Origin of the sequence: Demequina iriomotensis, from assembly GCF_000971395.1 — a bacterium.
GTDB lineage: Bacteria > Actinomycetota > Actinomycetes > Actinomycetales > Demequinaceae > Demequina > Demequina iriomotensis.
Genome location: NZ_BBME01000022.1, coordinates 12,513 through 34,905 on the forward strand (window position 1 = coordinate 12,513; position 22,393 = coordinate 34,905).

20 protein-coding genes are annotated in these 22,393 nt (G+C 68.1%); 5 read left to right on the forward strand and 15 right to left on the reverse strand.

Translation table 11 applies throughout. The features are described from left to right. Positions 1–5 precede the first annotated feature (5 nt). From AOM09_RS14115 to AOM09_RS14170, 12 genes are all read right to left on the reverse strand, one after another. Positions 6–1,427 (reverse strand): hypothetical protein, encoded by a 1,422-nt coding sequence (locus AOM09_RS14115; RefSeq protein ID WP_062389882.1) that lies wholly within the window; start codon positions 1,425–1,427, stop codon positions 6–8. Between the two features lie 27 nt (positions 1,428–1,454). After that, positions 1,455–1,778 (reverse strand): DUF6112 family protein, encoded by a 324-nt coding sequence (locus tag AOM09_RS14120; protein ID WP_062389886.1) that lies wholly within the window; start codon positions 1,776–1,778, stop codon positions 1,455–1,457. Between the two features lie 21 nt (positions 1,779–1,799). Beyond that, positions 1,800–2,066, reverse strand: a complete 267-nt coding sequence (locus tag AOM09_RS14125) for a DUF6112 family protein (protein ID WP_062389889.1) — start codon at positions 2,064–2,066, stop codon at positions 1,800–1,802. 17 nt (positions 2,067–2,083) lie between these two features. Continuing rightward, positions 2,084–3,250, reverse strand: coding sequence for a M23 family metallopeptidase (locus AOM09_RS14130; protein ID WP_062389892.1), 1,167 nt, complete (start codon positions 3,248–3,250; stop codon positions 2,084–2,086). A gap of 13 nt (positions 3,251–3,263) precedes the next feature. Continuing rightward, complete coding sequence (locus AOM09_RS14135) at positions 3,264–3,950, reverse strand: hypothetical protein (protein ID WP_156162392.1); 687 nt, start codon at positions 3,948–3,950, stop codon at positions 3,264–3,266. A 5-nt stretch (positions 3,951–3,955) separates the two neighbouring features. Then, entirely contained in the window at positions 3,956–4,996 is a 1,041-nt protein-coding gene (locus AOM09_RS14140; protein WP_062389898.1) for a ParB N-terminal domain-containing protein, read from the reverse strand. Then, entirely contained in the window at positions 4,993–5,895 is a 903-nt protein-coding gene (locus AOM09_RS14145; RefSeq protein ID WP_062389901.1) for a hypothetical protein, read from the reverse strand. The genes AOM09_RS14140 and AOM09_RS14145 overlap by 4 nt, the downstream gene beginning before the upstream one ends. A gap of 10 nt (positions 5,896–5,905) precedes the next feature. Then, positions 5,906–6,319 (reverse strand): hypothetical protein, encoded by a 414-nt coding sequence (locus AOM09_RS14150; protein ID WP_062389904.1) that lies wholly within the window; start codon positions 6,317–6,319, stop codon positions 5,906–5,908. Beyond that, positions 6,316–6,945 (reverse strand): DUF2637 domain-containing protein, encoded by a 630-nt coding sequence (locus AOM09_RS14155; protein WP_062389958.1) that lies wholly within the window; start codon positions 6,943–6,945, stop codon positions 6,316–6,318. The genes AOM09_RS14150 and AOM09_RS14155 overlap by 4 nt, the downstream gene beginning before the upstream one ends. An 8-nt stretch (positions 6,946–6,953) precedes the next feature. Further along, a complete protein-coding gene (locus tag AOM09_RS14160) occupies positions 6,954–7,874 on the reverse strand; it encodes a bifunctional DNA primase/polymerase (protein ID WP_062389907.1) in 921 nt (306 codons plus the stop codon). Continuing rightward, positions 7,874–8,953 (reverse strand): ArdC-like ssDNA-binding domain-containing protein, encoded by a 1,080-nt coding sequence (locus AOM09_RS14165; RefSeq protein WP_062389910.1) that lies wholly within the window; start codon positions 8,951–8,953, stop codon positions 7,874–7,876. The genes AOM09_RS14160 and AOM09_RS14165 overlap by 1 nt, the downstream gene beginning before the upstream one ends. A 164-nt stretch (positions 8,954–9,117) precedes the next feature. After that, complete coding sequence (locus AOM09_RS14170; RefSeq protein WP_062389914.1) at positions 9,118–10,086, reverse strand: helix-turn-helix domain-containing protein; 969 nt, start codon at positions 10,084–10,086, stop codon at positions 9,118–9,120. Positions 10,087–10,316: 230 nt separating this feature from the next. Here AOM09_RS14170 and AOM09_RS14175 point away from each other — a divergent pair, with 230 nt between their 5' ends. From AOM09_RS14175 to AOM09_RS14195, 5 genes are all read left to right on the forward strand, one after another. Beyond that, positions 10,317–11,486, forward strand: a complete 1,170-nt coding sequence (locus AOM09_RS14175) for a hypothetical protein (protein ID WP_062389918.1) — start codon at positions 10,317–10,319, stop codon at positions 11,484–11,486. Positions 11,487–11,885: 399 nt separating this feature from the next. Beyond that, the gene (gene mobF, locus AOM09_RS14180; protein ID WP_062389920.1) at positions 11,886–15,437 is read left to right on the forward strand and encodes a MobF family relaxase; all 3,552 of its coding nucleotides are present in this window, start codon (positions 11,886–11,888) and stop codon (positions 15,435–15,437) included. A 12-nt stretch (positions 15,438–15,449) separates the two neighbouring features. Next, positions 15,450–15,782: a DUF3024 domain-containing protein gene (locus AOM09_RS14185; protein WP_062389923.1), complete on the forward strand. Its 333-nt coding sequence runs from the start codon at positions 15,450–15,452 to the stop codon at positions 15,780–15,782. A 177-nt stretch (positions 15,783–15,959) separates the two neighbouring features. Next, entirely contained in the window at positions 15,960–16,328 is a 369-nt protein-coding gene (locus AOM09_RS14190) for a hypothetical protein (RefSeq protein ID WP_062389926.1), read from the forward strand. Between the two features lie 515 nt (positions 16,329–16,843). After that, a complete protein-coding gene (locus AOM09_RS14195) occupies positions 16,844–18,094 on the forward strand; it encodes a DNA cytosine methyltransferase (RefSeq protein WP_062389929.1) in 1,251 nt (416 codons plus the stop codon). 189 nt (positions 18,095–18,283) lie between these two features. On the opposite strand, the gene AOM09_RS14200 is transcribed toward AOM09_RS14195, so the two are convergent. From AOM09_RS14200 to AOM09_RS14210, 3 genes are read right to left on the reverse strand one after another with little or no spacing between them, the layout of a single operon-like run. Then, positions 18,284–19,120 carry a protein NO VEIN domain-containing protein gene (locus AOM09_RS14200; protein ID WP_062389933.1) on the reverse strand — a complete coding sequence of 279 codons (837 nt, stop codon included), beginning with the start codon at positions 19,118–19,120 and terminating at the stop codon, positions 18,284–18,286. Next, entirely contained in the window at positions 19,104–20,942 is a 1,839-nt protein-coding gene (locus tag AOM09_RS14205) for a DEAD/DEAH box helicase (RefSeq protein ID WP_062389935.1), read from the reverse strand. Before AOM09_RS14205 ends, AOM09_RS14200 begins: the two co-directional genes overlap by 17 nt. Beyond that, positions 20,942–22,348 (reverse strand): ParB N-terminal domain-containing protein, encoded by a 1,407-nt coding sequence (locus AOM09_RS14210; RefSeq protein WP_062389938.1) that lies wholly within the window; start codon positions 22,346–22,348, stop codon positions 20,942–20,944. Before AOM09_RS14210 ends, AOM09_RS14205 begins: the two co-directional genes overlap by 1 nt. Positions 22,349–22,393: the final 45 nt, after the last annotated feature.

The window sequence follows — 22,393 nt, forward strand, 5'->3', positions numbered from 1 at the left end:
GTCCTTTACACGGAGGTGGGTTGGTCGACGGGAGGCCGCGGCGGTGGCGGGATGGGCGACGATGCGCGGGGCACCGGAGTGAACCCGGCGGGGCGGGGCAGTGGCGGGGGTGGCAGCACGTGAGCGGGCGGCGCGCCGGGGGAGTCCGGTGCGTTCGGGATCGCCGAGTCCGCATGCCCCGTCGCCGCGCCGCCGACCACAGCGCCCGCCTTGGGTCCTGCCGTGGCGGCTGCCTTCGCGACTCCTGCGGCGGCGACGGCGGCTACGGCGGGCACCGCAGCCGCGCCGCCCCCAGCTGCTGCGCCGGAGCCACCGGCACCCGCGGTCGCGGACCCGCCGCTCGCAGCGGATGCAGCGGCGGGCTCGGCCGCCGGCAACGCAGCCTGCGCACCTGCGGCGGGCATCGTCCGGCCGGGCGTGGTGGGTGGCGGTGCACCAGCGCACCTCCCACTGCCGCCGTCGAGCACCGACCGGGCGGCCTGAGGCATGGCAGGCGCGCGCACGGGGATCGGCCGGTTGAGGGCGGACTTCGCCTCTTGCTCCGTCGACATCGCGTGGTACATGTCCACACCGACGAACGAGATGAACTTGTAGGTCATGTAGGGCGCGAACGCGGCGATGAGGAGCACGACCACTCCGGCGATCGGGTCGGAGATCGATGCGAGATCGAGATCGATCGGCGCGGCCGTCTGGTTGATCGCGACGAGGAACATCACGACAAGGACGAGCTTCGAGAACACGAGCGCGAGAACGAACGCGGCCCACTTGCCCACCCATCCCCGGGCGGCATCCCACGTCATGCCGGCCAGGGCGATCGGTGCGAACACGATTGCGACCAGTAGCACCGCCTTGCGGATGAGGAGCGAGAACCAGACGATCGCTGCTGCGGCGACGGCGAGACCTGCGAGGAAGATCGTGACGATGGCTCCGACACCGGGGGCGCCGATGTTGACGGCCACCAGCCCGCCCATCATCATCGCGAGGCGTTCGCCCATGCCCTCCATGGTGTTGCCGGTCGCTTGGACGATGCCGATGGCGATCTGATCCGTGACCTCGAGCAGCGTCGCGGTGAGCGTGATGACGATGAAGGAGCCCAGCACGGACTTCCCGAGTCCGATCGCCGCTCGACCAAGCGCCCCCGGGTCTCGGTGCACGAGCCCCGTGATGAGCTGAAGGCAGAAGAAGATCAGCATCACGAAGACCGCGACGCCGAACAGGACGTTGTAGACGGTCAGGTAGTGCTGCTGGGTCACGTCGACGAGCGTGGTCGTGTCGAAGACCGCCCACACCGCCTCGAAGATCCATGCGGCTGCGCCCGCGAGAGCGGATGCCAGCCAGTCGAACGGTGCCGAGATCAGCGATGCGGTGCCTTCGCCGACGGTGTTGCACACCTCGGCAATAACTGGGATGTCGCACACGCTCGCCATGGCAGTCCCTTCGACCGAAGGCCTCGGCTACACCGTCTGGCCGACGTTCCAGAAGAAGTTGACGAGCGTTACCGCCGCACCGCACAGGATCGCGGCTCCGCACGAGACGAGAACGCCGAGCTTGCCGCGGGCGGCGAGGTGCGGGTTCGACGAGTTCGCTCCGTAGCCCCACGTGACGGACGAGATGATCAGCGCCAGGACGGCGAGGATGAGGCCGATGGTCATGACCGAGCCCACGATGGTCTGGAGCTGGTCGATGCCGGGAAGGCCGTTGCTGTTGGGGTCGATGTCGATCACGAGGTGCTCCTGTCGAGGTCGAAGAGAAACCTGCCTGACAGGTACGCGAGGCATCCCCGCGAGGGTGCTGACGGGCTACAGCGTCTCGCCGACGCCGAGCAGGAAGTTCATCAGGGCGACAGCCGCACCCGCGAGCGCAGCGGCGCCGACGGCGACGAGGACGGCGGTGCGGGCGCGCAGCGCCAGCTGGTAGTTGCCGCTCGAGGCCGCGATGCCCCAGACGATCGCGGAGACGACCAGCATGAGCACGGCGAAGATCAGCACGTAGGTCAGCAGCGCGCCGACGATGAGGCGGAGGTCCCCAATGCCGCCGACGGCTCCGAAGTCCGGGGAGATGTTCATGGCAATGTTGCCTCCTGTCATGCCAAGCACGAGGTGGTGGTGGACTCGGAGCCCGCGAGCAGGTCTTCCGGGCTGTGCGAGCTCAGCCACGGCTCAGGATCGACGCTGTCTGCCTCCGTCCCGCCGGGTCGCAGCTCGAGGTGGAGGTGGTTCCCGGTCGAGTGACCCGACGTGCCGACGTCGCCGATGTGCTGGCCCGCGGTGACGCTCTCGCCGACGGTGACGTAGATCCCGCTGGCCCACATGTGCAGGTACACCGAGGCGATGCGCTGGCCGTCGATGGTGTGCTCGATCCCGATCACGCCGCCGCTGGACTCGGAGTACTCGGCGACGCTCACCACTCCGTCGGCGAGAGCAAGGATCGGCGTACCGCGCGGAGCAGCGAAGTCCACACCGGCGTGGAAGTCCGCTGCGTGGGTGATCGGATCCGAGCGTGGCCCGAAGCCACCGGTACGCACCCAGGTTCCGGTCGGCAGGGGGAAGACGATGCGGCTCGTCTCAGCCACGTTGCCGAGCGGTACCGCCGAGCCCGGGACGGACGGCGCGGGTCGCGTCAGTGCCGACACGATGGCCTCCGCGACGGGCTGGTAATTCTGATAGCGGTCGGGGTAGGCCGACACCTCCACGGCCTGCGCGGCCGCGCCGGGGTCCATGACTTGCCAACTCGGCGTGTCGAGCAGTCCGCGCGGGGACGGGTAGTTCGGGCCGTCGGGTCCGCCGAAGAAGGCACGGGCCTGGTACGCGGGGTCCATGAGCTCGTACACCGTTCCCCATCCCGCAGTCGGACGCATCTGGAACAGTCCGAGGCTGTCGTGGTCGGATCCTGAACCGTCGTTCGGGTAGTCGAACGAGTCGGCATGGGCGGGGTTCGCGAGCATGCGGAGGGTCGACTCGGTGAGCGCCGCCATGAGCGCGATGACGATGCCGTTGCGTCCGACGCCTTCGATCTCGCCGCCGACCCTGATGATCGTGGCGGCGTGCGTGAGCTGCTGATGGTCGAGCGTCACCGTCGAGCCGCTCCGGGTGGTCACAGTGAGCGACTCGGGCACCTCGCCGACGAGCAGTGCGCCGCTGGTCGTGCACGAGGCGAGCGCCGCGGGGGACATGAGGAGGACGACGCCGATCAGCGCCGCGGTGGGGCCGAAGAGGATCGCACCGAGCCCGATGACGATGCCCTTGCGCATGTCACGGCCCGCCTCACCGGAGGGGCTCGTCGACTTGGGAAAGGCGCAGCAGGGCGCACTCGTCGAAGGTGGGCTCGCAGGCGACGAAGACCGTGAACGCGGCAGCGTGCTCTGTCTCCACCGGATCGGTGCCGGAGGTGCCTGCACGGTGCCGGGTCCCGTCGATCGTGTACGCGACCGTGCCCGGGATGAGCTGACCCTCCGCGGCCTGCTCGAGCGCATCGGCCCAGCCCGCCGGCACCGCGACCTCGTCGATGGTGATCCATTGGCGCGTCTGGTAGCTCCGGAGCTCCGCCCACGCTTCCTGCGTCGGCAGGTACGCGCGCACGTCCTCGGCGAGTGCGGGTGCCTCCTCGCCGGTCGGGTCGCCCACATCGACGATGGCCTGCGCGTAGTCCGACGGACCGAAGTCCGTCGCGGTGTCCCACGTGAACAGCGCCTCGGCGACGGAACGCGCGAAGGCCTCGGGGTCGGAGGTGGTGCTCACCGCGGGCGGGGCGCTTGGTCCGGTCGCCACGCTCGAGGTGTCCGGCGCCGGGCCGGGGGTTGCGGTCTCGGACGGCGTCGGCGAGGCCGCGGGCTCCGCGCTCGGCGCGAGCAGCAGGCCGTAGAGACCGACGCCGACGAGGGCAGCGAGAATCGCCCCGGCGACTGCCAGGACGATGACAAGCCGGCGCGAGCGACCGGGTGCGGGAGGCATCGTCATCAGGCGATGTCCCGCTTCGGTTCGGGCCGCGCGCCGGCGCGGCGCGCGCGGACCTCAGCCATGACGCTCATCGTCTTCGCCAGCACACGCTCGACCTCGTCCCATTCGTCGTCAGTGACCGATTCTGCGAGGGTATCCGCGTCGTAGTGCTCCCACCAGCCGTCGAGTTCGCGCCACATGTTGGTGAAGGCGCGCACGGGGTAGGGGATGGCGGGCAGGGGAGTGGCGGCGGCCTCCCGCAGCTTGCGTGTCTGCTGGCGGCGGGTCGCGCGCTTGGCGGAGAGTTCGGCGTTCGCCTTCTCGAGGGCTGCGCGCGCGAGCGACTCGAAGTCGTCGGGAACGTCAAAGTCGCCGTCGCGCGGCACGTCAGAGGCGAGGTCGACGAGCGCCTGTGTCTGCGCGTGGGCTGCCTCGATCGATGCGCGGTGCTCGTCGATGAGCGCGAGCTGCTCGCGAGCGAAGGTGCGAATCTCGCCCGGCAGGGTCGCATCGGCCTCGATGCCCTGCAGGTTGTTGACCTGCTCCAGACTGTTCTGCGACTTCCGTCCGGTGACCATCAAGGCGGACTGCTCGCGGGTCTTGCCATGGCCGAGCGACGGTGGAGTCGTCACGACTCCACCGGAGTCTCCGGCAGGGGCGGGTGGCGCCGCACCGAACCGCGTCGCCTGCTGGCGGCGCACCGCATCCTCGGCGAGGATCTGCTTCAGCTCGCGGTACAGCGCCGCTTTCTCGGTCTCGGTGAGCGGCTTGTGGTGCACCTGCTCGGCCTGCTCGGCGAGCAGGGCGGTGAGCTTGTCGGAGACTCCGTCGACCACCCACACGGGCACCTTCTTCTCGCCGAGCCGCTCGAGCGCGGCGAGACGCCGGCGACCGCTGAGCAGCACGCCGTCGGGGGTGATGGCGATGGGCTGGAGGATCCCCTCGCGTCGGATCGACTCGGCGAGCTCGTCGATGTCGCCAAGGTCCGTGCGGTGCCGGTGGCCGACCGTGATGGTGCTGAGGGACCGGTTGAGTGCGATGTGCTCCTGCCCGCCGCTCACGATGCCCTCCGCTCGCCCGGGCGACGCGGGGCCGAGGCGACGATCGCGATGACGAGATCCGCATCGTCGAGCAATGCGACCAGCGGCTCCTCATGCAGTAGCCGGAAGAGCACGCCCCGGCCAGCGCGCGTGTGGGCGTGCTCGGGCTCGGGGTTGCCGAGCAGCACCCGGAGCAGGCCGTTCCACGACTCGGAGCTGAGGTTCAGAAGCACGCGCTGGTGGAAGTCGCGGCGGAGCGACTCCCACGCCTGCATCCGGGTCTCGTAGTCCGCGAGGCGGTCGCACACGCACTCGGTGGCGCGCCTGGCCGACTCGTACGGCCACCCAAGGTGGGTGAGGAGCGTCAGCGCATCGGCGATGGCCGCACCGACGTGTGCACGGTCGACCGCATCGGGAATCGACCCGGCGTCGCTGTCGGGCGCTTCGACGCGAAGGGACTCGTGCCAGTCGGCGAGCGGGTGCTCGCGGTCGCTGAACCGCTCGGCGTCGTGGAAGACGGAGTTCTGCGGCCGACGGGCCTGGTCGACCGAGCACAGGAGGCCGTTGGCGCGCTCCTCGGCCACGAGCGTGACCTTGACCGCCCGCGTGACCATCGCCCACGGGTCGTCGGCGGTGCGCATCGATGAGTGCCGCATGGCGTCGAACGCCGCCGCCGCCGCGATCCACGGGTCGCAGCCGTGCTTGCGGGCCATCCGCCCGTACCGCCTGGTGCAGAAGGCCATGAGGGCGGCGGCGTCCGGGTCGTCGCGCCACGCGCCGTCCCCGGCCGCGTGGAGACGGACGATGAGCGCGCGTAGGCCCTCGGAGGTCTCGAACGCCTGGCGCTCCTCGGCTGACGGCTCGCCGAGGTCCCACGGGGCTTGTTGTGCGGCGTCGGAGCTTGTCGTAGCGGTGGACATCGCAACCTCCTCACAGTCCCGGCTCGTTGCGCTGGATCGCGTCTTGCCGCGGTGCCGGCGCTCCGAACGAGGCGAGCGGCGGCAGCGCGGACGTTTTCGCGCTGATCGCGCGGCGACTTGCGGCGGCGGTGTGCGCTGGCAGGGACCGCTTCCGTCGGGCCAGCTCGGCTTGGAAGTCGATGCCTCGCCCGGCCGCGCGAGCGGTCGTATGCGGGATCAGCTCGGTAGGCCGCATCCAGACGATCCCCCGCTGGAGGCGCTGGGTCTCGGCCGTCACCTCGGGAGCGAAGTCGCGCCTCGAGGGGTCGGCGTGGCGGGCGAACTCGGATGGCTCGTCGTCCGCCGGTGCGCCGGCGCCACGCACGGGAGCCTCGTCAGGTGGGACGCCCAGCGGGTCTCGCCAGGGGTCGATGGTGTCGGTCATGGCGCTGCTCCCTTCTGCAACTCAGGTAGGTAGGTGCTCCCCGAGAGCCAGCGACCCACCGTCGATGGGTGGACGCCGGCGGCCCGAGCGATCGCCTTGTTCGACATCCCGCGCTCGTGAAGTCGCGCTGCGAGCTGACGCGGGGACTCGTCCGCATCTGTCGCAGTGCCGGCGGCCGGCGGTGACGCGATGGCGGGTGACGATGCGGGGGTCGCGTCTGAGCTGAAGCGTCGGGTGAGGACCACGGTCAGGTGGGTGATCGCGAGCAGGACCACTGGCGGAACGGCAGCGACCGAGGCGGCCAACACAGCGGGCACATCGGAATCCGCCGCCACCACGGCGTGGATCGCGTTGGCCGCAACCGAGACGAGCGCACCGCCGAGGAGCAGCAGCCACGGGTACCACGTGGACCTGTGATCGGCGAGGGCGACCACCGACACGGTGGCGACCACGATGATCCCGTCCACGATGAGCGGCCAGGCCCACGCCTGTGCGGCGCTCACGCCGGAGCGCGCGGCGAGGTCCCGGAGCGCGGTGAAAGACAGCCAGAAGGCACCGGCGGCGATGAACACAGTGCCGGCGACCGCAGTCCATACGGCGAGCCGTCCCGAACCCGCTTCGCGCACGGCGGGGATCACGAGAGCACCTGCTCGGTACTGAGCCGCGATCCGGGGGGAGGAGGTTCTGGCTGTGCGGCGGGTGACGCACCCGCCGCCGCGCGGTAGGCCGAGCGGACGGTCGCCGCGATCTCGGCGGTCGGCAGTCCGGCACGCTCGGCCGCGGGACCGAGGCGGTCCTGAGCCTCGTTGAATGTGATGCCGTGTTCGGCGAAGCGGCATGCGGCCCAGAACAGGCCGCGATTGCGCTCGCCCTCGCCGCGCCTGGCCACCCAGCTCGCGAGGCGCTCGACGTCGAGGCCCGGCGGCGCATCGGCTGCAATCGTCAGCGGGACGCGCGCAGGTCGCGCAGACGCCGCCGCTGCGGCGGGCCGCGGGTCGAGGAAGCGGCGGAGGGCGGCCGCATCCACCGGTGTTGGCTCGTCGTGGCCCGCGCCGATGAGCTCGTACGCGACACGGCGGGCGCCCACTCGCACCCGCGACGGCGGCACCAGGATGTAGCCGCCTTCACCGCGGAAGTCGACGCCCGCGCTCGCGGCCTGCCACGAGGCCTGGCGTCGGTGCGGGTCGGCAGGGAAGCAGGCATGGATCCCGCCCGACGGCGTGCGCACCAGCGCCGTCCACCCGTCGACGAGTCCCTCGCGCCGAGCGCGCTCGAACGAGTCGAAGCCGTGCACCGGGCCGTGCATGTCGACGTCCACCGCTTCGATCCCGGAGATCGAGCCCGTCGGCAGGCCGATGTTCGCCTGCGGCCAGTCCCGCCACCACCGCGCGACATGGGACGCGTTGGTGGTCGCGTCGTGGAACCCATGTCGGGTGAGCGGTCGCTTCTCGCCCGGGGCGCACGGGAAGACTGGGATGCCGGCATCCGCGAACCTGAGCGCCGCATCGTCTGCCCGTCTGCCGAGCGCGGTGGCCAGGAGGTGCGCCACGTCCATCACAGGCTCCTCGCGGCGGTGAGCTCCGCGCTCGCGGCGATCGGTGCGGGAGCGGGTGCCGGTGCGGCACGGCGGGTGTCGGGGGACGATGCGCGCATGGCCTGGGTGAGCCCGGGAGGTGTGCCGTCGGTCACCTGGACGGTCTGCAGCGAGTCCAGGATGTACACCGCAGCGGTACGTGCGCCCGCGCCGGCATCCTGGACGACCGCCACCGGCGACTTGCCCTCGACCGAGCTCGCCCACGAGGTGACGTAGGGGATCGTGTAGCCCGAGGTGTCGAGCCCATGGGCAGCGGCGATCATGAGCGCGGCCGACTCGGCCTCGACCTCGCCGACGCCTCGGTGGTAGACCGCGTCGCCCCGATCCGGGTCGTGGAGCATCACGTGCGCCAGCTCGTGGGCGAGGGTCTTGACTCGCGCGGCGGGATCCATGTTCGAGCGGACCTGCACGCTGCGAGCGACGTAGTCCGTGAGGCCGTTGGCGCCGCCGATCTCGCGCTCGCTGGGGACCATGCCGACGGTGAACCCCTGCTGCCGGACCAACTCAGCGAGGCCGTCCCAGAGGCCCGCGGGGGCCCCGCCGTCGAGCACCTGCGGTCGCGGCGGCTCCGGGATCGGGTCGCCTGCGGTCTGCGAGACGTCCCAGACGTAGGCGGGCTTGACGCCGATCAGCCTCGAACGCACGGTCTCGCCGGCTCCGGGTTGCTCGCCCCTCTCCATCGTCCGCCACGACTCAGTGTCGCCAGGCGTCGATGAGGCGAACCGCCCCATGATGGGAGCGAAGATCATGTAGCCGCTCTGGCCACGCTGCACCGCGCGCCCGAGTGCGCGCCACTGGTTGAAGCCGGCCACGTATCGCGGTGACGGGTCGGGCACGCGGCCGGACTCGTAGGCGGCGGCGTGCTGTGCCCAGATCAGAAGTGTGTTGTTGAAGGAGCGCGAGCGGAACCGCATCGCGAACTCCATGCCGCGACGCCAGTCGTCGCCGGTGACGAGCCTCTCGACTGCCCCGGTGAGCTGCTCGTGCAGCGTCTCGATTCGTGCTTCCCGCGCTTCGCGGGTTGCCTCCCATCCAGCCATGGCGCGGCCACCTCCTGTCGCCTGATCGGGGAGCCGGTTGGCTCGTGTCGATCAGGTGCGCCAGGCAGCACCGGACGGTCGCAGCCCTGGTGGGGCAGCGGCGCCAGGAGCGTGATGCGCAGCCTGACGTTGTAGGCATCGTGCCTAGCAACCGGATGTTTCGACTAATCGCGCGGAGTGCCGAAGATGTCGATATCCGGGGCACCGTTGTCCGGATCGGGGGCATGGAGGGCACGCCGCAGCTCTCCTGGGTTGATGCCCATGTGTCGCTGGAACTCTGCAGTGGCGTGATTGCGCTTCCATCCGACCCGGTGCGCCGCCGCTTCGACAGTCAGGTCCTCTTCGGCGATGAGCCGCACCATCTCGCGCACGCGGAGGGCGCCGAGGTAGGCCATCGGGCTCATGCCGGTGTCAGCTCTGAAATCGCGCGTCAGCTGCCGGGACGAGATGTGCACCTGTTGTGCGAGGTCGGCGACCACCCATGCCCGCGCGAGGTCGGCGCTGAGCAGGCGATCCACTTCACGCACCGTTGGGTGCCCGAACCCAACGCCGGGCACGCGGGGCGTGGCCGCGTGAGGACCAGTGGTGTGGACTGGGGGGAGTCCGTCGATGCGCAGATGCGGGAAGAGGGCGTCGATTACCCCGCACACCAGGCCGTGGGCGAGGTAGAAGGCGCTCTCGTCGATGTCGAGGGCGTCGTGGAGCTGGTCGTAGAGCGTGCCTAGGCGGGTAGCTTCCGGCTCGCCAAGCCGCACGCGCTTCGCGCCCCATGTGTAGTGGACCTTGGCCAGCGCGCGGGCGACGTCGGGGTTCGGGACATGCGGCTGCATGCCCCAGTACCAGTGCTGGAACATGTAGTCGGAGTCGCCGTAGAGCGTGGAGGTCTTCACCTGCCCATCGGGCACTTGGCGCGCGATGGTGTGGGAGCGGACCACGACCACGTCGCCGGTCTCCGCTCGGATGTCGCTCATGCCGTCGTTGACGATCGCCGCGCCCTCGCGGACGAGAATCAGTTGGACGCTCGGAAACGAGACGGCCTGCGTCGGCTGCCTGTGCTCCTCGGTGACCACGGCGATCGGCCCACACTCGCTGATTCGCGCGAAGCCGGCGCCCCCGGTTGGTGTGCGGTCCATGTTTCATTCTGACCCGAACCAGGGATATCGGGCAGCGCGTGCCGGTTCTGTGGATAAGTCCGAACCCCACAGGTCGCGGTGCTCACATCCACCGACTGCTCATCACCCGTGGCGTGCGCTCACAAGTCCTTGGAGTGACCCGGGCCGTGTGAGAGCCGGATTGCGCGAGTCGAGGACGTAGTACCTGGTTGCTCGGGCGATACGCTTCCTCTCGGCTGAGGAGATGTCACATGGGAATCGCTGAACAGCAGTTCGATACGCACGGGCTTTGGGGCCTCGTTGTTAGTGCGCGCGCCGCGCTCAACCAGATCCACCCCGATCCTGCGGATAGTGATCAACAAGCTGCCCTTGCGTATGCGGGACAGGTGCTTGAGCATCTGGAGGAACGAAAGGCGCGGACGGAGAAGTTCCTCGTGACGTCCCAGATGCTCGACAACGTGGTGAGCCCTGTCGATACCTGGCGTGGATGGCTCGACCAGGTGGTTGCTGGCGGGCGGCCGATGGTGAGCACTAACCCCTATTCGGCCGCGGTAATCTCGGCGCTCGCGACGTGGCCGCCACTCCGTCCGAAGCACTTCTACGCTGGCCTGAATGCCGCAATGGAGTCCTACGAGAACAAGGTCGGAGCGAGTCTGAATTCAGTTTCCGATCATGTCGCGCATTTGGAGGGCCAGATCGACGACGTCAAGCAGCAGCGCTCGGCTTTGTCCGCCGAGATTGATGCGGAAGAGGCGCGCTTTCGTCTGGCGATCGACGAGTTCAACGCCAGCGCCCAGACCGCCCTCGATGCGTGGAAGACGTCTATGGAGAAGGCGCGTAAGGACGTGGAGGTCGAGTGGCTTTCGGCTCTCGACATTGCGGATGCTTCAGCGAAAGAGGCCCTCGAGTCGCTGCGAGACTCCGCCGAGAAGGCAGGCAAGACTGTCCACGCGATCACAGCTCGGGTGGTCGCGCAGGACTATGGCAGGTACGCGAGAAACAAGACAGTCTCAGCGTGGCTCTACGACATAGCGGCATTCGCGGTCGGCGCGGCCGGAGTCGTGGCGCTGATCTGGCACCTCGCCCAGTACGACCTGGACGCCGATTCGAATGTCGGGCTCCAGTTGATGCGCATCGCGGTGTCGGGCGGTGCGCTGGGTCTCGCCACGATCATTGGCCGACGGGGCGCACAGCAGCACCGAGAGGCTCGCGCAGCGAAGCGAACTGATCTGGCACTGACGCTACTTGGCCCGTTCACAGCGAACCTTTCCGACACGAGACAGCGTGAGATCGTTGACGAAGTCACGCGCCGTGTGTTCATCGATGGGGACCTCGACCCGGTGCGGGAGCGCGACGGACTGTCGCGAATCGCACGTGAGGCGTTGCTCAAGCGCGGAAGCGATGGTCCCACCGCATCGTGACGCGTGTGGTTGGTGCAGCGCGTTGGTGCGGCGCGACACCCGCAATGGGGAACGGCACCTGGGGGTGCATTGCCGAGGCACTGCCATAGGAATTTTGCGGGCAACAACAGCGGTCTTGCTGGTCGCCTGGCGTGGCTCATCGGAACTCGGATCTGACAAGGGCTTGCGACGATCCTCCAACGGGCGCTCGCTGCCACCGTGACCGAGGTTCGCGCCAATTGCACTGGAACTAAGGTCTCGGACGACGGCTCGCGACCGGAGCGCCAAGCTGGGCACAGACGCCAATCCGATAGCGCCACGCTTCTGGCAGATCGAGGTGGCGCCGCTCGATGCGACGACCTTCGACCGCCCCTCGGGCTCGGGCGTGTGACGCACTCCTCGCCGTCGAGGAGGTGCGCGATGACGGTCTCGATGCGCGTCATGAGCGCCGGCGACGGCTACAAGTACCTGCTCAAGTCCGTGGCCGCGGGCGACACCGACCGGTCCCTCTCGACGCCGCTCACGCGCTATTACGCCGAGGCGGGAACGCCGCCCGGACGGTGGCTTGGCAGTGGCGTCGCCTCGCTAGGCGACGGCCAGATCGTCGTCGGGAACCAGGTCTCGGAGGCGCAGTTGCAACTGCTCGTCGGCATGGGCCGCGATCCTCTCACCGGCGCCCCGCTGGGGCGCTCGTTCCCCGCATACGAGTCCGTCGCCGACCGCATCGCCAAGCGCGTCGCCGCGCTCGACCCCGCGCTGGGCATCGTGGAACGCACCGTTGCGGAAGCCGAGATCGAGGCGCAAGAAACGGCATCGGGCACCCGCCGCGCCGTCGCCGGGTACGACTTCACGTTCTCGATCCCCAAGTCCGCGTCGGTCCTCTGGGCAGTGGCGGACGCGGATACCCAGGCGATCATCGCAAAAGCCCACCATGCGGCGGTCTCCGACGTCGTTGCAGTCATGGAGCGCGAGGTTGCAGCGACGCGCGCCGGTGCAACCCCAGGCGATGGAGCCGTCGCGCAACTCGACGTCACCGGACTCATCGCGACTGCCTTCGACCATTTCGACTCGCGCGCCAGCGACCCGCACCTGCACACGCACGTCGTGGTGAGCAACAAGGTGCGCACTGCGCTCGATGGCAAGTGGCGCTCGCTCGACAGCCGCCCCCTGCACGGTGCCACCGTCGCGCTCTCCGAGCTGCACGAGGCACTGTTCGCCGATCGACTCACCCGAGCGCTCGGCGTCGAGTGGGAGCAGCGAGCGCGCGGACGGGATCGCAACCCCACGTGGGCCATCACCACCGTTCCCGAGGCGCTGGTGGACGAGTTCAGCGATCGCGCACGCCACATCGAGGTCGAGGCGCGGCGCCTCGTCGAGGAGTGGACCGCAACCCACGGTCGGCGCCCGTCGCGCGCCACGATCATCAAGCTCCGGCAGCAGGCGACACTCGCCACCCGCCCCCAGAAGCAGGCGCGGTCGCTCGCCGACCTCACCGCCGAGTGGCGGCTGCGGGCTGGACGAGTGCTGGAGACGGATGCAACCGTGTGGGCTCGGGCGGTTGCGGGGGACGATGCGCCCCTCGTCTTGCGCGCAGACGACGTTCCGCTCGAGGCGGTGGCGCGCATCGGTGCGAATGTGGTGGCTGTCGTCGGCGAGAAGCGGTCGACGTGGCGGCGCTGGAATCTCTACGCCGAGGCTGCACGCCAGACGATGCACTGGCGATTCGGGTCCACCGAAGACCGCGAGGCGATCATTGGCCTCGTCGTCGAAGCCGCCGAGCAGGCATCGGTGCGGCTCACCCCGCCGGAACTGGCCTCATCACCCGCCGTGTTCACGCGGGCTGACGGCACCTCGGTGTTCCGGCCGACGCACTCGGCGGTGTTCTCGTCACAGGTGCAACTCGCAGCGGAGGATCGGTTGCGTGACCATGCGGCGAACTTCGGCGCACCCACGCTCGACCTGCATCTGCTCGAGGCTGCGGCCAGGCAGCCTGCTGGGTCTGGCCGGGCTCTCGGCGAGGATCAGTTCGCCGCCCTGGCTGCAATCGGTGCGTCGGGAAGATTGCTGGACGTGCTCGTTGGACCCGCGGGCACCGGCAAGACAACCGCGATGCACGCGCTTCGTCGCGCGTGGGAGCAGGAGCACGGGCGTGGGTCTGTGGTCGGGCTCGCGCCGTCCGCGACTGCCTCGAGCGTGCTCGCGGAGGATGTCGGCATCGGCACGGATAACACTGCGATGTGGCTCACCAAGCACGACCGCGGGGAAGCCGGCTTCGTCGCCGGCCAGCTCGTCATCATCGACGAGGCCAGCCTCGTCGGTACCCTGGCCCTCGACCGCATCGTCCACGCGGCGGCCCACGCGGGCGCGAAGGTCCTTCTCGTCGGAGACTGGGCGCAGCTTCAGTCTGTCGAGGCGGGCGGCGCGTTCGGCATGCTCGTCGCCGAGCGCGACGATGCCCCCGAGCTGGTCGACGTGCATCGGTTCACCCATGCGTGGGAGCGGGCCGCGTCGCGTGATCTGAGGCACGGACGAGTCGTGGCGCTCGAGGCGTACGACGTCCGCGGGCGCATCGTCGGTGGTGACGCCGACGCGATGGCCGATGCGGCGTATGCGGCGTGGCGGCGGGACCGCGAGGCCGGCCTCGAGTCGCTGCTGATCGCCGACTCGGGGGATGCCGTCGTTACGCTGAACCGGCGTGCGCGTGCGGACGTCGTGCTCGCCGACGCGATTGATGCCTCGGCCGAGCGCGCCCTTCACGATGGCACAGCGGCATCGGTCGGGGACACGATTGTCACCCGGCAGAACGACCGCCGCCTGCGCGTCGGTCGCGACTGGGTGCGCAATGGGATGCGCTGGACCGTCACGCAGTTGCGGCGAGACGGCTCGCTCGTCGTGCGCCGCACCGACCGGCGCCGGGGCGGCGGTGTCGTGTTGCCCGCCACCTACGTCGCCGCGCACGTCGAGCTGGGGTACGCCGTCACTGCCTACCGCGCACAGGGCACGACGACGGATACCGCGCACGCCCTGGTCGAGCCGACGACCACGCGCGAGAGTCTCTACGTCGCCATGACGCGGGGGCGCACCTCGAACACCGCCTACGTGGCGCTGAACAGGCCCGACGAGGACCATGGTGCGGCGCACCCGGGCGACGATGACGGGGTCACTGCCCGCGCGGTACTCGCCGGAGTGCTTACTCGTGTGGGTGCGGAACTGTCGGCGACCGAGGCTTTGGCGGCTGAGCAGGACTCCTGGAGTTCGATCGCTCAGCTTGCGGCCGAGTACGAGACCATCGCTGCCGCCGCCCAGCACGACCGGTGGGCCGCACTGGTGCGGGGGTCAGGGCTCTCGCCGGCTGATGCGGAGGCCGCGATCGAGTCCGAGGCGTTCGGCGCGCTCACAGCCGAACTCAGGCGTGCCGAGGCGAAGCGCTACGACGTCGACGGCCTGCTCCCGCGACTGGTCGCCGCACGCGGATTCGCCGACGCGGAGGACATCGCCGCGGTGCTCCATGGTCGAGTGGAGCGGGCGACCGCGCGGGCGCGTTCGTCAGGCGCGTCACGGCAGCAGTCGAGGCTCATCGCGGGACTGGTGCCCGTCGCTTCAGGGCCTATGGAGTCTGACATGCGCCGCGCCCTCGAGGAACGTCGCGAGCTCATGGAGGCCCGCGCCACGGCGATGGTCGACGCGGCGGTGGCTGCTAACGAGGCATGGGTGCGAGAACTGGGGCCGGGGACGGCTACGGCCTCGGCCGAGTGGCGCCGCGCCGCCCGCATCGTCGCCGCGTACCGCGACCGGTATCGCGCTACGACTGACGGTTTGGCGCTCGGTGCGCCCGCGTGCAGCGCTGCCCAGCGCCTCGACGAGGCGCGCGCGGTCGCAGCACTCCGCGAGGCTCGCCGCATCGCCCAGCGAGCCGCGTCCGCGCATGAGCCGCGGTCCGTGGCGGGGGAGAGCAGAGCGCATGCTCTGTGACAGCCTTGGACCATGGCCCTTCCCGAGACCGACCTCCATCGCATCGACCTCTGGTGTCGCGAGCAGGTGCCGGAGCGCCTGTGGTACCAGGTGCGTGTCGAGGCGGACGTGTCGCAGAGGCATGTGGACATCGTCGAGGTGCGACCGCCGTGGGACGGGATCGGCGATGACACGCGGTTCCCGATCGCGCGGCTCAGGTACACGATGGCGTCTGGTCAGTGGGCGATCTACTGGCGCGACCGCCACCTCAAGTTCCACGAGTACAAGCGCAAGCGCCCGACGAAGAACGTCCAGGCGCTCCTCGACTGGATCGGGGACAGCGGCGACCCGATCTTCTTCGGGTAGGTCGAGGCTCTGCACAGTGCCGCGGGGCGACCTTCCCCGGCGTCGCGGGTCGGGCGTACATTGGTTGACGAGGCAGAAGACACCAACTTGAGCGTCCTTCCGGACAGACGCCCCCCGGGCACCCTCCACGCGCTGCCTCCTCGGCGGAGAATCGCGCTTCCACGGGAGGCCGGGAGCATGTTCGGACTCATCTGGACCACGGGCGTCGGCGTTCGCGACTACCTACAGCGATGCATGCCCTCGAACATCCTGATTCGCGCCACCCACCGGCGTGCCGGCCTGAAGTGGGGAGTGCCGGCGATGCTCGTCGCCGGGGTCTACCTGGTCGTCGGTGGGGGGCTCGTGCAGTGGATCGCGGACGGTGGGCCGGGATGGCTGAACCTCGCCGTCTTGGTGTGTCTCTGGAACGCGCTGAAGTTCGTCATCAACGGGCCGATCACGCTGGTGATGCTTTTGCGGGCGTGTGCGGAGGAGTCGCCCGCGCGCACGCCGGTCCGCCAGGGCTCCAGCTCGCCAGGGACCTCCGCCGAGACACTGCTCGCGTGACTGCGTGACCTGCCTAGCGGCCCGCACCCTGGTTCGGACTCCACCCCCGGGCTGCCCTTCTCGGATATGGCCGAGCCTGCAATGGACCCCCGACCCCCGGGCGCCATGTCCATTCAGTGCCGCGTCGACAGCCGCGCTCTGCTTCCAGACGCCATCCGACGCACAACCGACGTGTGCAGGATTCCCTTGGCGGCACATGGCGTCTAGAGTCGAACACATGTTCGAATGGGCGCTGGGTGCGCAGAATCGGCGCGCGCCGCGAAGCGGCACGGGGCGGATGTCGCGGGAGCTCCAAGCGCGGGAGTGGGGTGCGGCGCGCGCCTCGGTTGAGGCGAATTTCGGTAGGCTTGGGCGCTCGCGCGTCGTGCGGAAGCGCACGTGTTGACGTGCCCGGTGCTTGCGCGAAAGCGTCTCGGCGAGACACGCGTGTCGGCGCCCGCCTTTATGACGGGTTAGGCGCAATGATTCATGCAAGCAAGTCGATTGATCCGACGTCAATTCCTAGGGAGGCAGCAGTGACGGGATTGCAAGTCGTCGAGATCTGCGCCGGCGCGGGTGGTCAGGCTTTGGGCCTTCACAAGGCTGGCTTCACGCACACCCTCGCAGTCGAGCTGGACGCGACTGCCGCGGAAACCCTACGACTCAATCTGGGCGGCACGGTTGCTGTCGGAGATGTCGCGAACCCCGAAGTGTGGGCACCGCGCGAATATGCGGGAGTCGATCTTCTCGCGGGAGGCGTGCCATGCCCGCCGTTCTCTATCGCGGGCAAGCAGCTCGGATCGTCTGACGAGCGTGATCTATTCGCGTGGGCGGTGGAGCAGGTAGCCGTTGTTCGGCCACGCGCGCTCATGCTGGAAAACGTGAGGGGCCTCTCGAGCAATCGCTTCTCGGGGTATCGGCAGCGCGTCCTCGATCGGCTCAACCAGCTGGGTTATGTCGCCGACTGGCGCTTGATCCACTCCGCAGACTTCGGGGTCGCACAACTCCGGCCCCGGTTCGTGCTTGTTGCGATGAAGCCCGCTGACTTCGCGTTCTTCCGCTGGCCGGAGCCAGACGGAGACCGAGCTTCAGTCGGCGAGGTTCTTCGCGACCTTATGGCCGCCAATGGCTGGAAGCACGTGGATGACTGGGTGAGACTCGCGGATGGCATTGGGCCAACCTTGGTTGGCGGAAGCAAGAAGCACGGTGGAGCTGACCTCGGACCGACCCGTGCAAAGCGTGCCTGGGAGGCGCTGGGAGTCGACGGCAAGGGCGTGGCAGATAGCGCGCCTGACGCAGATGCGCCCCATCCCTCGGTGCGCTTGCCGAGACTGACCGTTGAGATGGTTGCGCGTCTTCAAGGCTGGCGCGCGGAGGACAAGTGGCATTTTGCTGGCCGTAAGACCTCGCAATACCGCCAGATCGGAAACGCCTTTCCGCCCCCCGTCGCTGAGGCTGTCGGGAGGTCGATCCGTGCGGCCCTCGAGCATGACGGAGTTGCGCGCGAAGTGCCGGAACTTGGCGCAGATGTGCACGACCCGGTCTATCGGGCGCTCGCGGGCTCCGACGGGTTTGTCAGCATCGAACGACTGGTTAATGCGCTCAATGAGGGTAGCCATGCGTCGGTGGAGCGGCGCTTGGCCCTACTCGCGCAGGATTTCGAGCTCGAACAGCAGATGACCGCTACGGGTACTAAGTACCGCCTTGGCGAGTTCAAGGGGTTCACCGGCCAGGCCAACCACGAGCGCCATGACTACATGGAACGCTTCCGGAGCAGGGTCAGCTAGTAGCTCTCAGTGGCGGCTTGTGACGGCCGCGGGTTTGCAGGGTCAGTCACAAGCCCCTGCTCGTGACGGCCGCGACGTTGCCGTCGGCCCGCGTTGCGGATCGCGCACCACGACGCGAAGGCGCTTTGCGAGTCCTCGGTCGGATAACCGTCCCGGTCTCGCTCCGGCGGTGCTGATGGATGTCGTCGGCTAGATCCAGGGAGGCAGGGGACTAGTCAGGGTGCCTCGCAACTGTGGAATCCCGTCCTCGACTGCGTCGGGTGGGACTTCAAGCTTGCACGAGGCCCAGTTCACGGGATCGCTCACGTCGCGGGGTGCGTGTTCGATGATCCACTTGCTCGGTATGACTCCGACGCCGACCGCTTCGAGTTCCGAGTTCAAGCGAACCAACACCAGCGCCCAGTGCGCATCGCGAAGCATGACTTCAAACTCGTGCCGCGAGAGGTAGACCACGGTTCTACTGCGCCGCGTCGTGCTCTTCACCTCGAGATGGCCTTCGATACCATCCGAAACGATGTCGATGTCATAGCCGAAACCGTCGGACCACAGTGAGACTTGCTCGACATGGCCACTTGTCCGCGACTCCAGGAGCCTGACAAGTGCGGCTTCGCCCGCAGCGCCGATGCGTTCTCTTGCGGCTGTGTCGACTTTGCCCCAGCGCGAAACGAGGAGCCCGAACACCACGTTCTCGTCGAGGCCGAGTGCCGCCCCTGCACCAAGAACATCGGTTGGCAGTTCACTTGGGTCCCGGACGAGCGTGTCTGCGTCCACGACCCAAGGCAGAGATCCGCGCTCGAACAACGCGCCCAGAACCCGAAGTGCCCCTGGAACCTTGCTCTCAAGGCCATCCAAGAGTCCAAGCTCCCTGATAAGAGTGAGCGCGGTTGCGTATTGTGTCGGCGTGAGGTCGCTGTACCCGGCGTGGCTATTCAGCAGTGCTTGGGCGCGCGCGATACCGCCGGTGGACGGAAGAACGTCGAGCCACCGCGTCGCGGCCAGGAGGACGGGCTCAGGAGGAAGGCGCATTGAAGTGCCCCATCAGCGCCTGAAGATCGCCGCGATCAAGCCCTTCGCCGATAGCGGGCTCCTCGTAAAGGTCAGACAGTTGTTGGACCGCGGGGTCGTCCAAGATGCCCCCCATGAAGTTCAACTTTGCCGCGAGCCGGCTGGCGACAACCTCGTCGATTGTTCCCTCTGATGCGAGCACCGTGATCCGGGTTCTGACGTCTGGGTCGAGACCGAGTCTGTGAATGCGGTCAAGGCTCTGCAAGAAACGCCCGGCGGCGAAGTCGCGATCAACATAGACCGCATCGTGGCACTCGTGGTGGAGGCTGATCCCCTCACCGAGCGTGGCTGGGTTCGACAGAAGGACCATGCACTCAGGGTCACGCCGAAAGCGCTCAATCTGGCTTTCCCGATCCGGTGTTCCGCCGTGCACCAGTGCCGGCTGGAACTGTCCAAGAATGCGCTGGAGAGTGTTGAGGCTGCGGATGAACGTTGACCACACGAGGGTCTTGCGCCCTTGCGCGGCGTTGTCACGGACGATCGCGAGGACTTCCTGAAACTTGGGTGACATCTCGTATGCAGGCAAGTCTTGCATGAGCTGAAAGAGGGGAGAGTTCTCGGGGACTGTCAGCGGCGGGACCTGATAGTCGAGGGGCTCGTATCTGGTCGTGCCGACCGAGAGCAAGGCGGGGCTGGTTGCCGCCATGAGCATGTACACGAGGATGCGTCCAAGGCTCTGGAAATCACCTTCCGCGCCCGCCGCACGCGCTGAGAACTGCCCGATCAATGCCTTGTAGATCTCATCGTGAAGCGGAGGCAGGGGAATGCGTCGGATGGTCGTATCCACTGGCGGTAGACCGAGCTCCCCCTTGGTCGTGCGAGTGAAGAGCGACTTGAGCGCCCGACTCGCTTGGGCGAGGTCACCGCCCGCCACCGCGCGCACGATGCTTTGCCGTCCCGTGCCGGGCCACACGAACGAGAAGAGGCTTTCGAGGTCTTTGACCCCGTTGGGCGCGGGAGTCCCGGTGAGGATCAGGCGGCGTCGGCCGCGAGGTCCGAGTGCGAGGCACGCCGCGCCGTAGGCGCCTTCGACACCCAACTTCATACGGTGCGCCTCGTCGAGAAGGATCATCGAGGGCCGTTCCGCCAACCATCGCCCGAGAGGGTTCACCATGGATGGCAAGCGCTCGTAGTTGACGATCAGAGCGTCGGCTCCTTCTGGGGGGTTGCCTTCCAGAACGCTCATCGACAGTGGCTGGGAGAGGCAGGCGCTGTTCTCGTACTGCCAAGCGCTGTAGCTGGACTTGGGGCCCACCACCAAGAGGCGCTCCAGCCCCTCGGAGTTACGAAGGGCCTGAAAGACAGCGAGGCCGACGCGAGTTTTTCCAGCTCCCGGAACTGAGAAGTTGGCTCCGTGGCGCAGAGAGAGGAGCTTTGCGATATCCCGTGCCTGGAACGATGTGAGGTCGCCCTGCCAGGAGGGCCCTAGGCGTTCGGGCAGAGAGTCGACGGAAGTCGCGATCTCGTGGTCTTCTGGTCCCTCGAGCCGAGTCGATACCGCGTGAGCGTCATTGAGGGAGTCAACCACCAGCGCTCGCAAGTCGGCTTCCCAGACGACCTCACCGTCGCCCTGATGTGGCCATCCACCTAGGACCGAGAGATTGGTGAGTAGATCGTCGAGGTCGACCTCGACGATCGTCGGCGCTCGTTGCGTACTGGACTGGAATCCGAGAGCCAGGCGGCGAAGGTCAGCCTCGAGGCCGACCGCGCTGTGAAGCCGTGCGCGCGTGGCGTCGGGGGCGAGGGCTAGCCAGAGTGAGCGAGTGGCGTGGCTCTCACTCATCACTTTGCCCGGACGGTATCAAGCAGCCATGCCACGCCCTCGCCTGGTGCGGTGAAGGTACGGCCTGCTTGACGCGCGAGTCCTGCGAGGCTCTCTCTCAGAACGATCAAGGCGTCGTCGAACGCCTCTTCGTCCAGCGCTCGCTTCGCCTTGGCTTCAGCGAACTCGTTTGCGCACTGCGTGACGTACTCGGCGGCGTCGGTAAGTCGCTCGGGCACGGCAGTCTGGCGTTTCACCAATTCGGCGTTCTGGCCAGCCATCTTGACAGCGACATCGAAGGTTTCACGCGCCCGTCGCATGACGTCGGCGGCCGCCGTGACGTCCGACGTGGTAGAGATGCTGCCGCTGTGGGCGACGGCCTTGGCACGAAGCAATCTGTCGGTCAAGGCCTCCGCGGCCGCTGAATCGCTGCTGATACCGGGCATCGTCACTCCTGGCAGGCCGGGGACGGAGACCGCTGTTGCACTCGCCGGCGTCGGCTTGAGGTCCTCGGGAAGCCGCGGGTCCAGGTAGCGCGTGTGGAAGTCGTCCTCGGCGAGGCGTAGGGAGGTCTTGGGGTAGTCCAGCAACACCATCGCGAGCCGGGACTGCTTGAGGCGCGTGGCGGCGTCCGGGTTGGACTTCGCAAGGTTCGAGTAATCACGGTGAAGCTCACGCAGCTTCTCCTGGTGCTGCTCAAAGTCCACTAGACGTAGTGAGGCGCCGTCGGTCGTCTTGCTCCGATCGATTGCGTCGAGAATCAGCCCGTAGACCCACCTATCTCGCTGCAGCGTCGCGGGCTTGATATTGAAGTCCTTCGCGACGTCAGCCTCGGTGCGCCCCCGGCTGAGCTCCTCGTCGATCGCGATCAACCGGTTGATGTAGGAGTAGTCGCGTCGGCGATCCTGACGGAGCTGCAGCGTCAGTTCAACGCTGTTGATGTCCAGGCGGGACGTGTCATCGGGGAGAACTCCAACCTTGATGTTCTGCACGCCAAGGTCGCGCAGCGCGGCGGCACGCGTATTCCCGTCGACAAGGATTCCGTGAGGACTCACGATTCCCGGCTCGCGCTGACCGGAGTCGTCCAGTTCGTCCTTGAGGGCGGTGAAGTCGGGGTCGACTTGGTCGGGGTTGGCCGGCCGCTGGCGCAATAGGTCGTGCAAGTAGGTCTGAGCGTCCTCGCCCCACGGGTCCGCGTCAATGGCCTGGTTTCGCACCGGGTCCAGAGTCCGCTGGGCACGGATGCGGTGAGTGTCCGGGTTGAAGTACAGCAAGTCCACCGGCATCGAGATCACATAGAGATGCCTGGGCTCGCCGCGCCAGTCGACTGTGACCTTGGCGCCCGCCTCGGTCATCGCGTGCTTGAGACGCTGGGTGATCAGCTCCCGGATCTCATCGCCCTTCGGCGGCATGCCAAAATCGGCCATGTTCTCGTTCCCCTCAGTGACTCGCTTGACCAATGCTCAGGCGAC

Excerpts from the sequence above, each read along its gene's own strand:
- AOM09_RS14175 (WP_062389918.1), top strand. The coding sequence starts at position 10,317 with ATGGGAATCGCTGAACAGCAGTTCGATACGCACGGGCTTTGGGGCCTC.
- AOM09_RS14200 (WP_062389933.1), bottom strand. The coding sequence starts at position 19,120 with ATGCGCCTTCCTCCTGAGCCCGTCCTCCTGGCCGCGACGCGGTGGCTC.
- AOM09_RS14150 (WP_062389904.1), bottom strand. The coding sequence starts at position 6,319 with ATGACCGACACCATCGACCCCTGGCGAGACCCGCTGGGCGTCCCACCT.
- AOM09_RS14170 (WP_062389914.1), bottom strand. The coding sequence starts at position 10,086 with ATGGACCGCACACCAACCGGGGGCGCCGGCTTCGCGCGAATCAGCGAG.
- AOM09_RS14120 (WP_062389886.1), bottom strand. The coding sequence starts at position 1,778 with ATGCCTCGCGTACCTGTCAGGCAGGTTTCTCTTCGACCTCGACAGGAG.
- AOM09_RS14210 (WP_062389938.1), bottom strand. The coding sequence starts at position 22,348 with ATGGCCGATTTTGGCATGCCGCCGAAGGGCGATGAGATCCGGGAGCTG.
- AOM09_RS14190 (WP_062389926.1), top strand. The coding sequence starts at position 15,960 with ATGTTCGGACTCATCTGGACCACGGGCGTCGGCGTTCGCGACTACCTA.
- AOM09_RS14165 (WP_062389910.1), bottom strand. The coding sequence starts at position 8,953 with ATGGCTGGATGGGAGGCAACCCGCGAAGCGCGGGAAGCACGAATCGAG.
- AOM09_RS14145 (WP_062389901.1), bottom strand. The coding sequence starts at position 5,895 with ATGTCCACCGCTACGACAAGCTCCGACGCCGCACAACAAGCCCCGTGG.
- mobF (WP_062389920.1), top strand. The coding sequence starts at position 11,886 with ATGACGGTCTCGATGCGCGTCATGAGCGCCGGCGACGGCTACAAGTAC.
- AOM09_RS14160 (WP_062389907.1), bottom strand. The coding sequence starts at position 7,874 with ATGGACGTGGCGCACCTCCTGGCCACCGCGCTCGGCAGACGGGCAGAC.
- AOM09_RS14185 (WP_062389923.1), top strand. The coding sequence starts at position 15,450 with ATGGCCCTTCCCGAGACCGACCTCCATCGCATCGACCTCTGGTGTCGC.
- AOM09_RS14125 (WP_062389889.1), bottom strand. The coding sequence starts at position 2,066 with ATGAACATCTCCCCGGACTTCGGAGCCGTCGGCGGCATTGGGGACCTC.
- AOM09_RS14205 (WP_062389935.1), bottom strand. The coding sequence starts at position 20,942 with ATGAGTGAGAGCCACGCCACTCGCTCACTCTGGCTAGCCCTCGCCCCC.
- AOM09_RS14130 (WP_062389892.1), bottom strand. The coding sequence starts at position 3,250 with ATGCGCAAGGGCATCGTCATCGGGCTCGGTGCGATCCTCTTCGGCCCC.
- AOM09_RS14135 (WP_156162392.1), bottom strand. The coding sequence starts at position 3,950 with ATGCCTCCCGCACCCGGTCGCTCGCGCCGGCTTGTCATCGTCCTGGCA.
- AOM09_RS14115 (WP_062389882.1), bottom strand. The coding sequence starts at position 1,427 with ATGGCGAGCGTGTGCGACATCCCAGTTATTGCCGAGGTGTGCAACACC.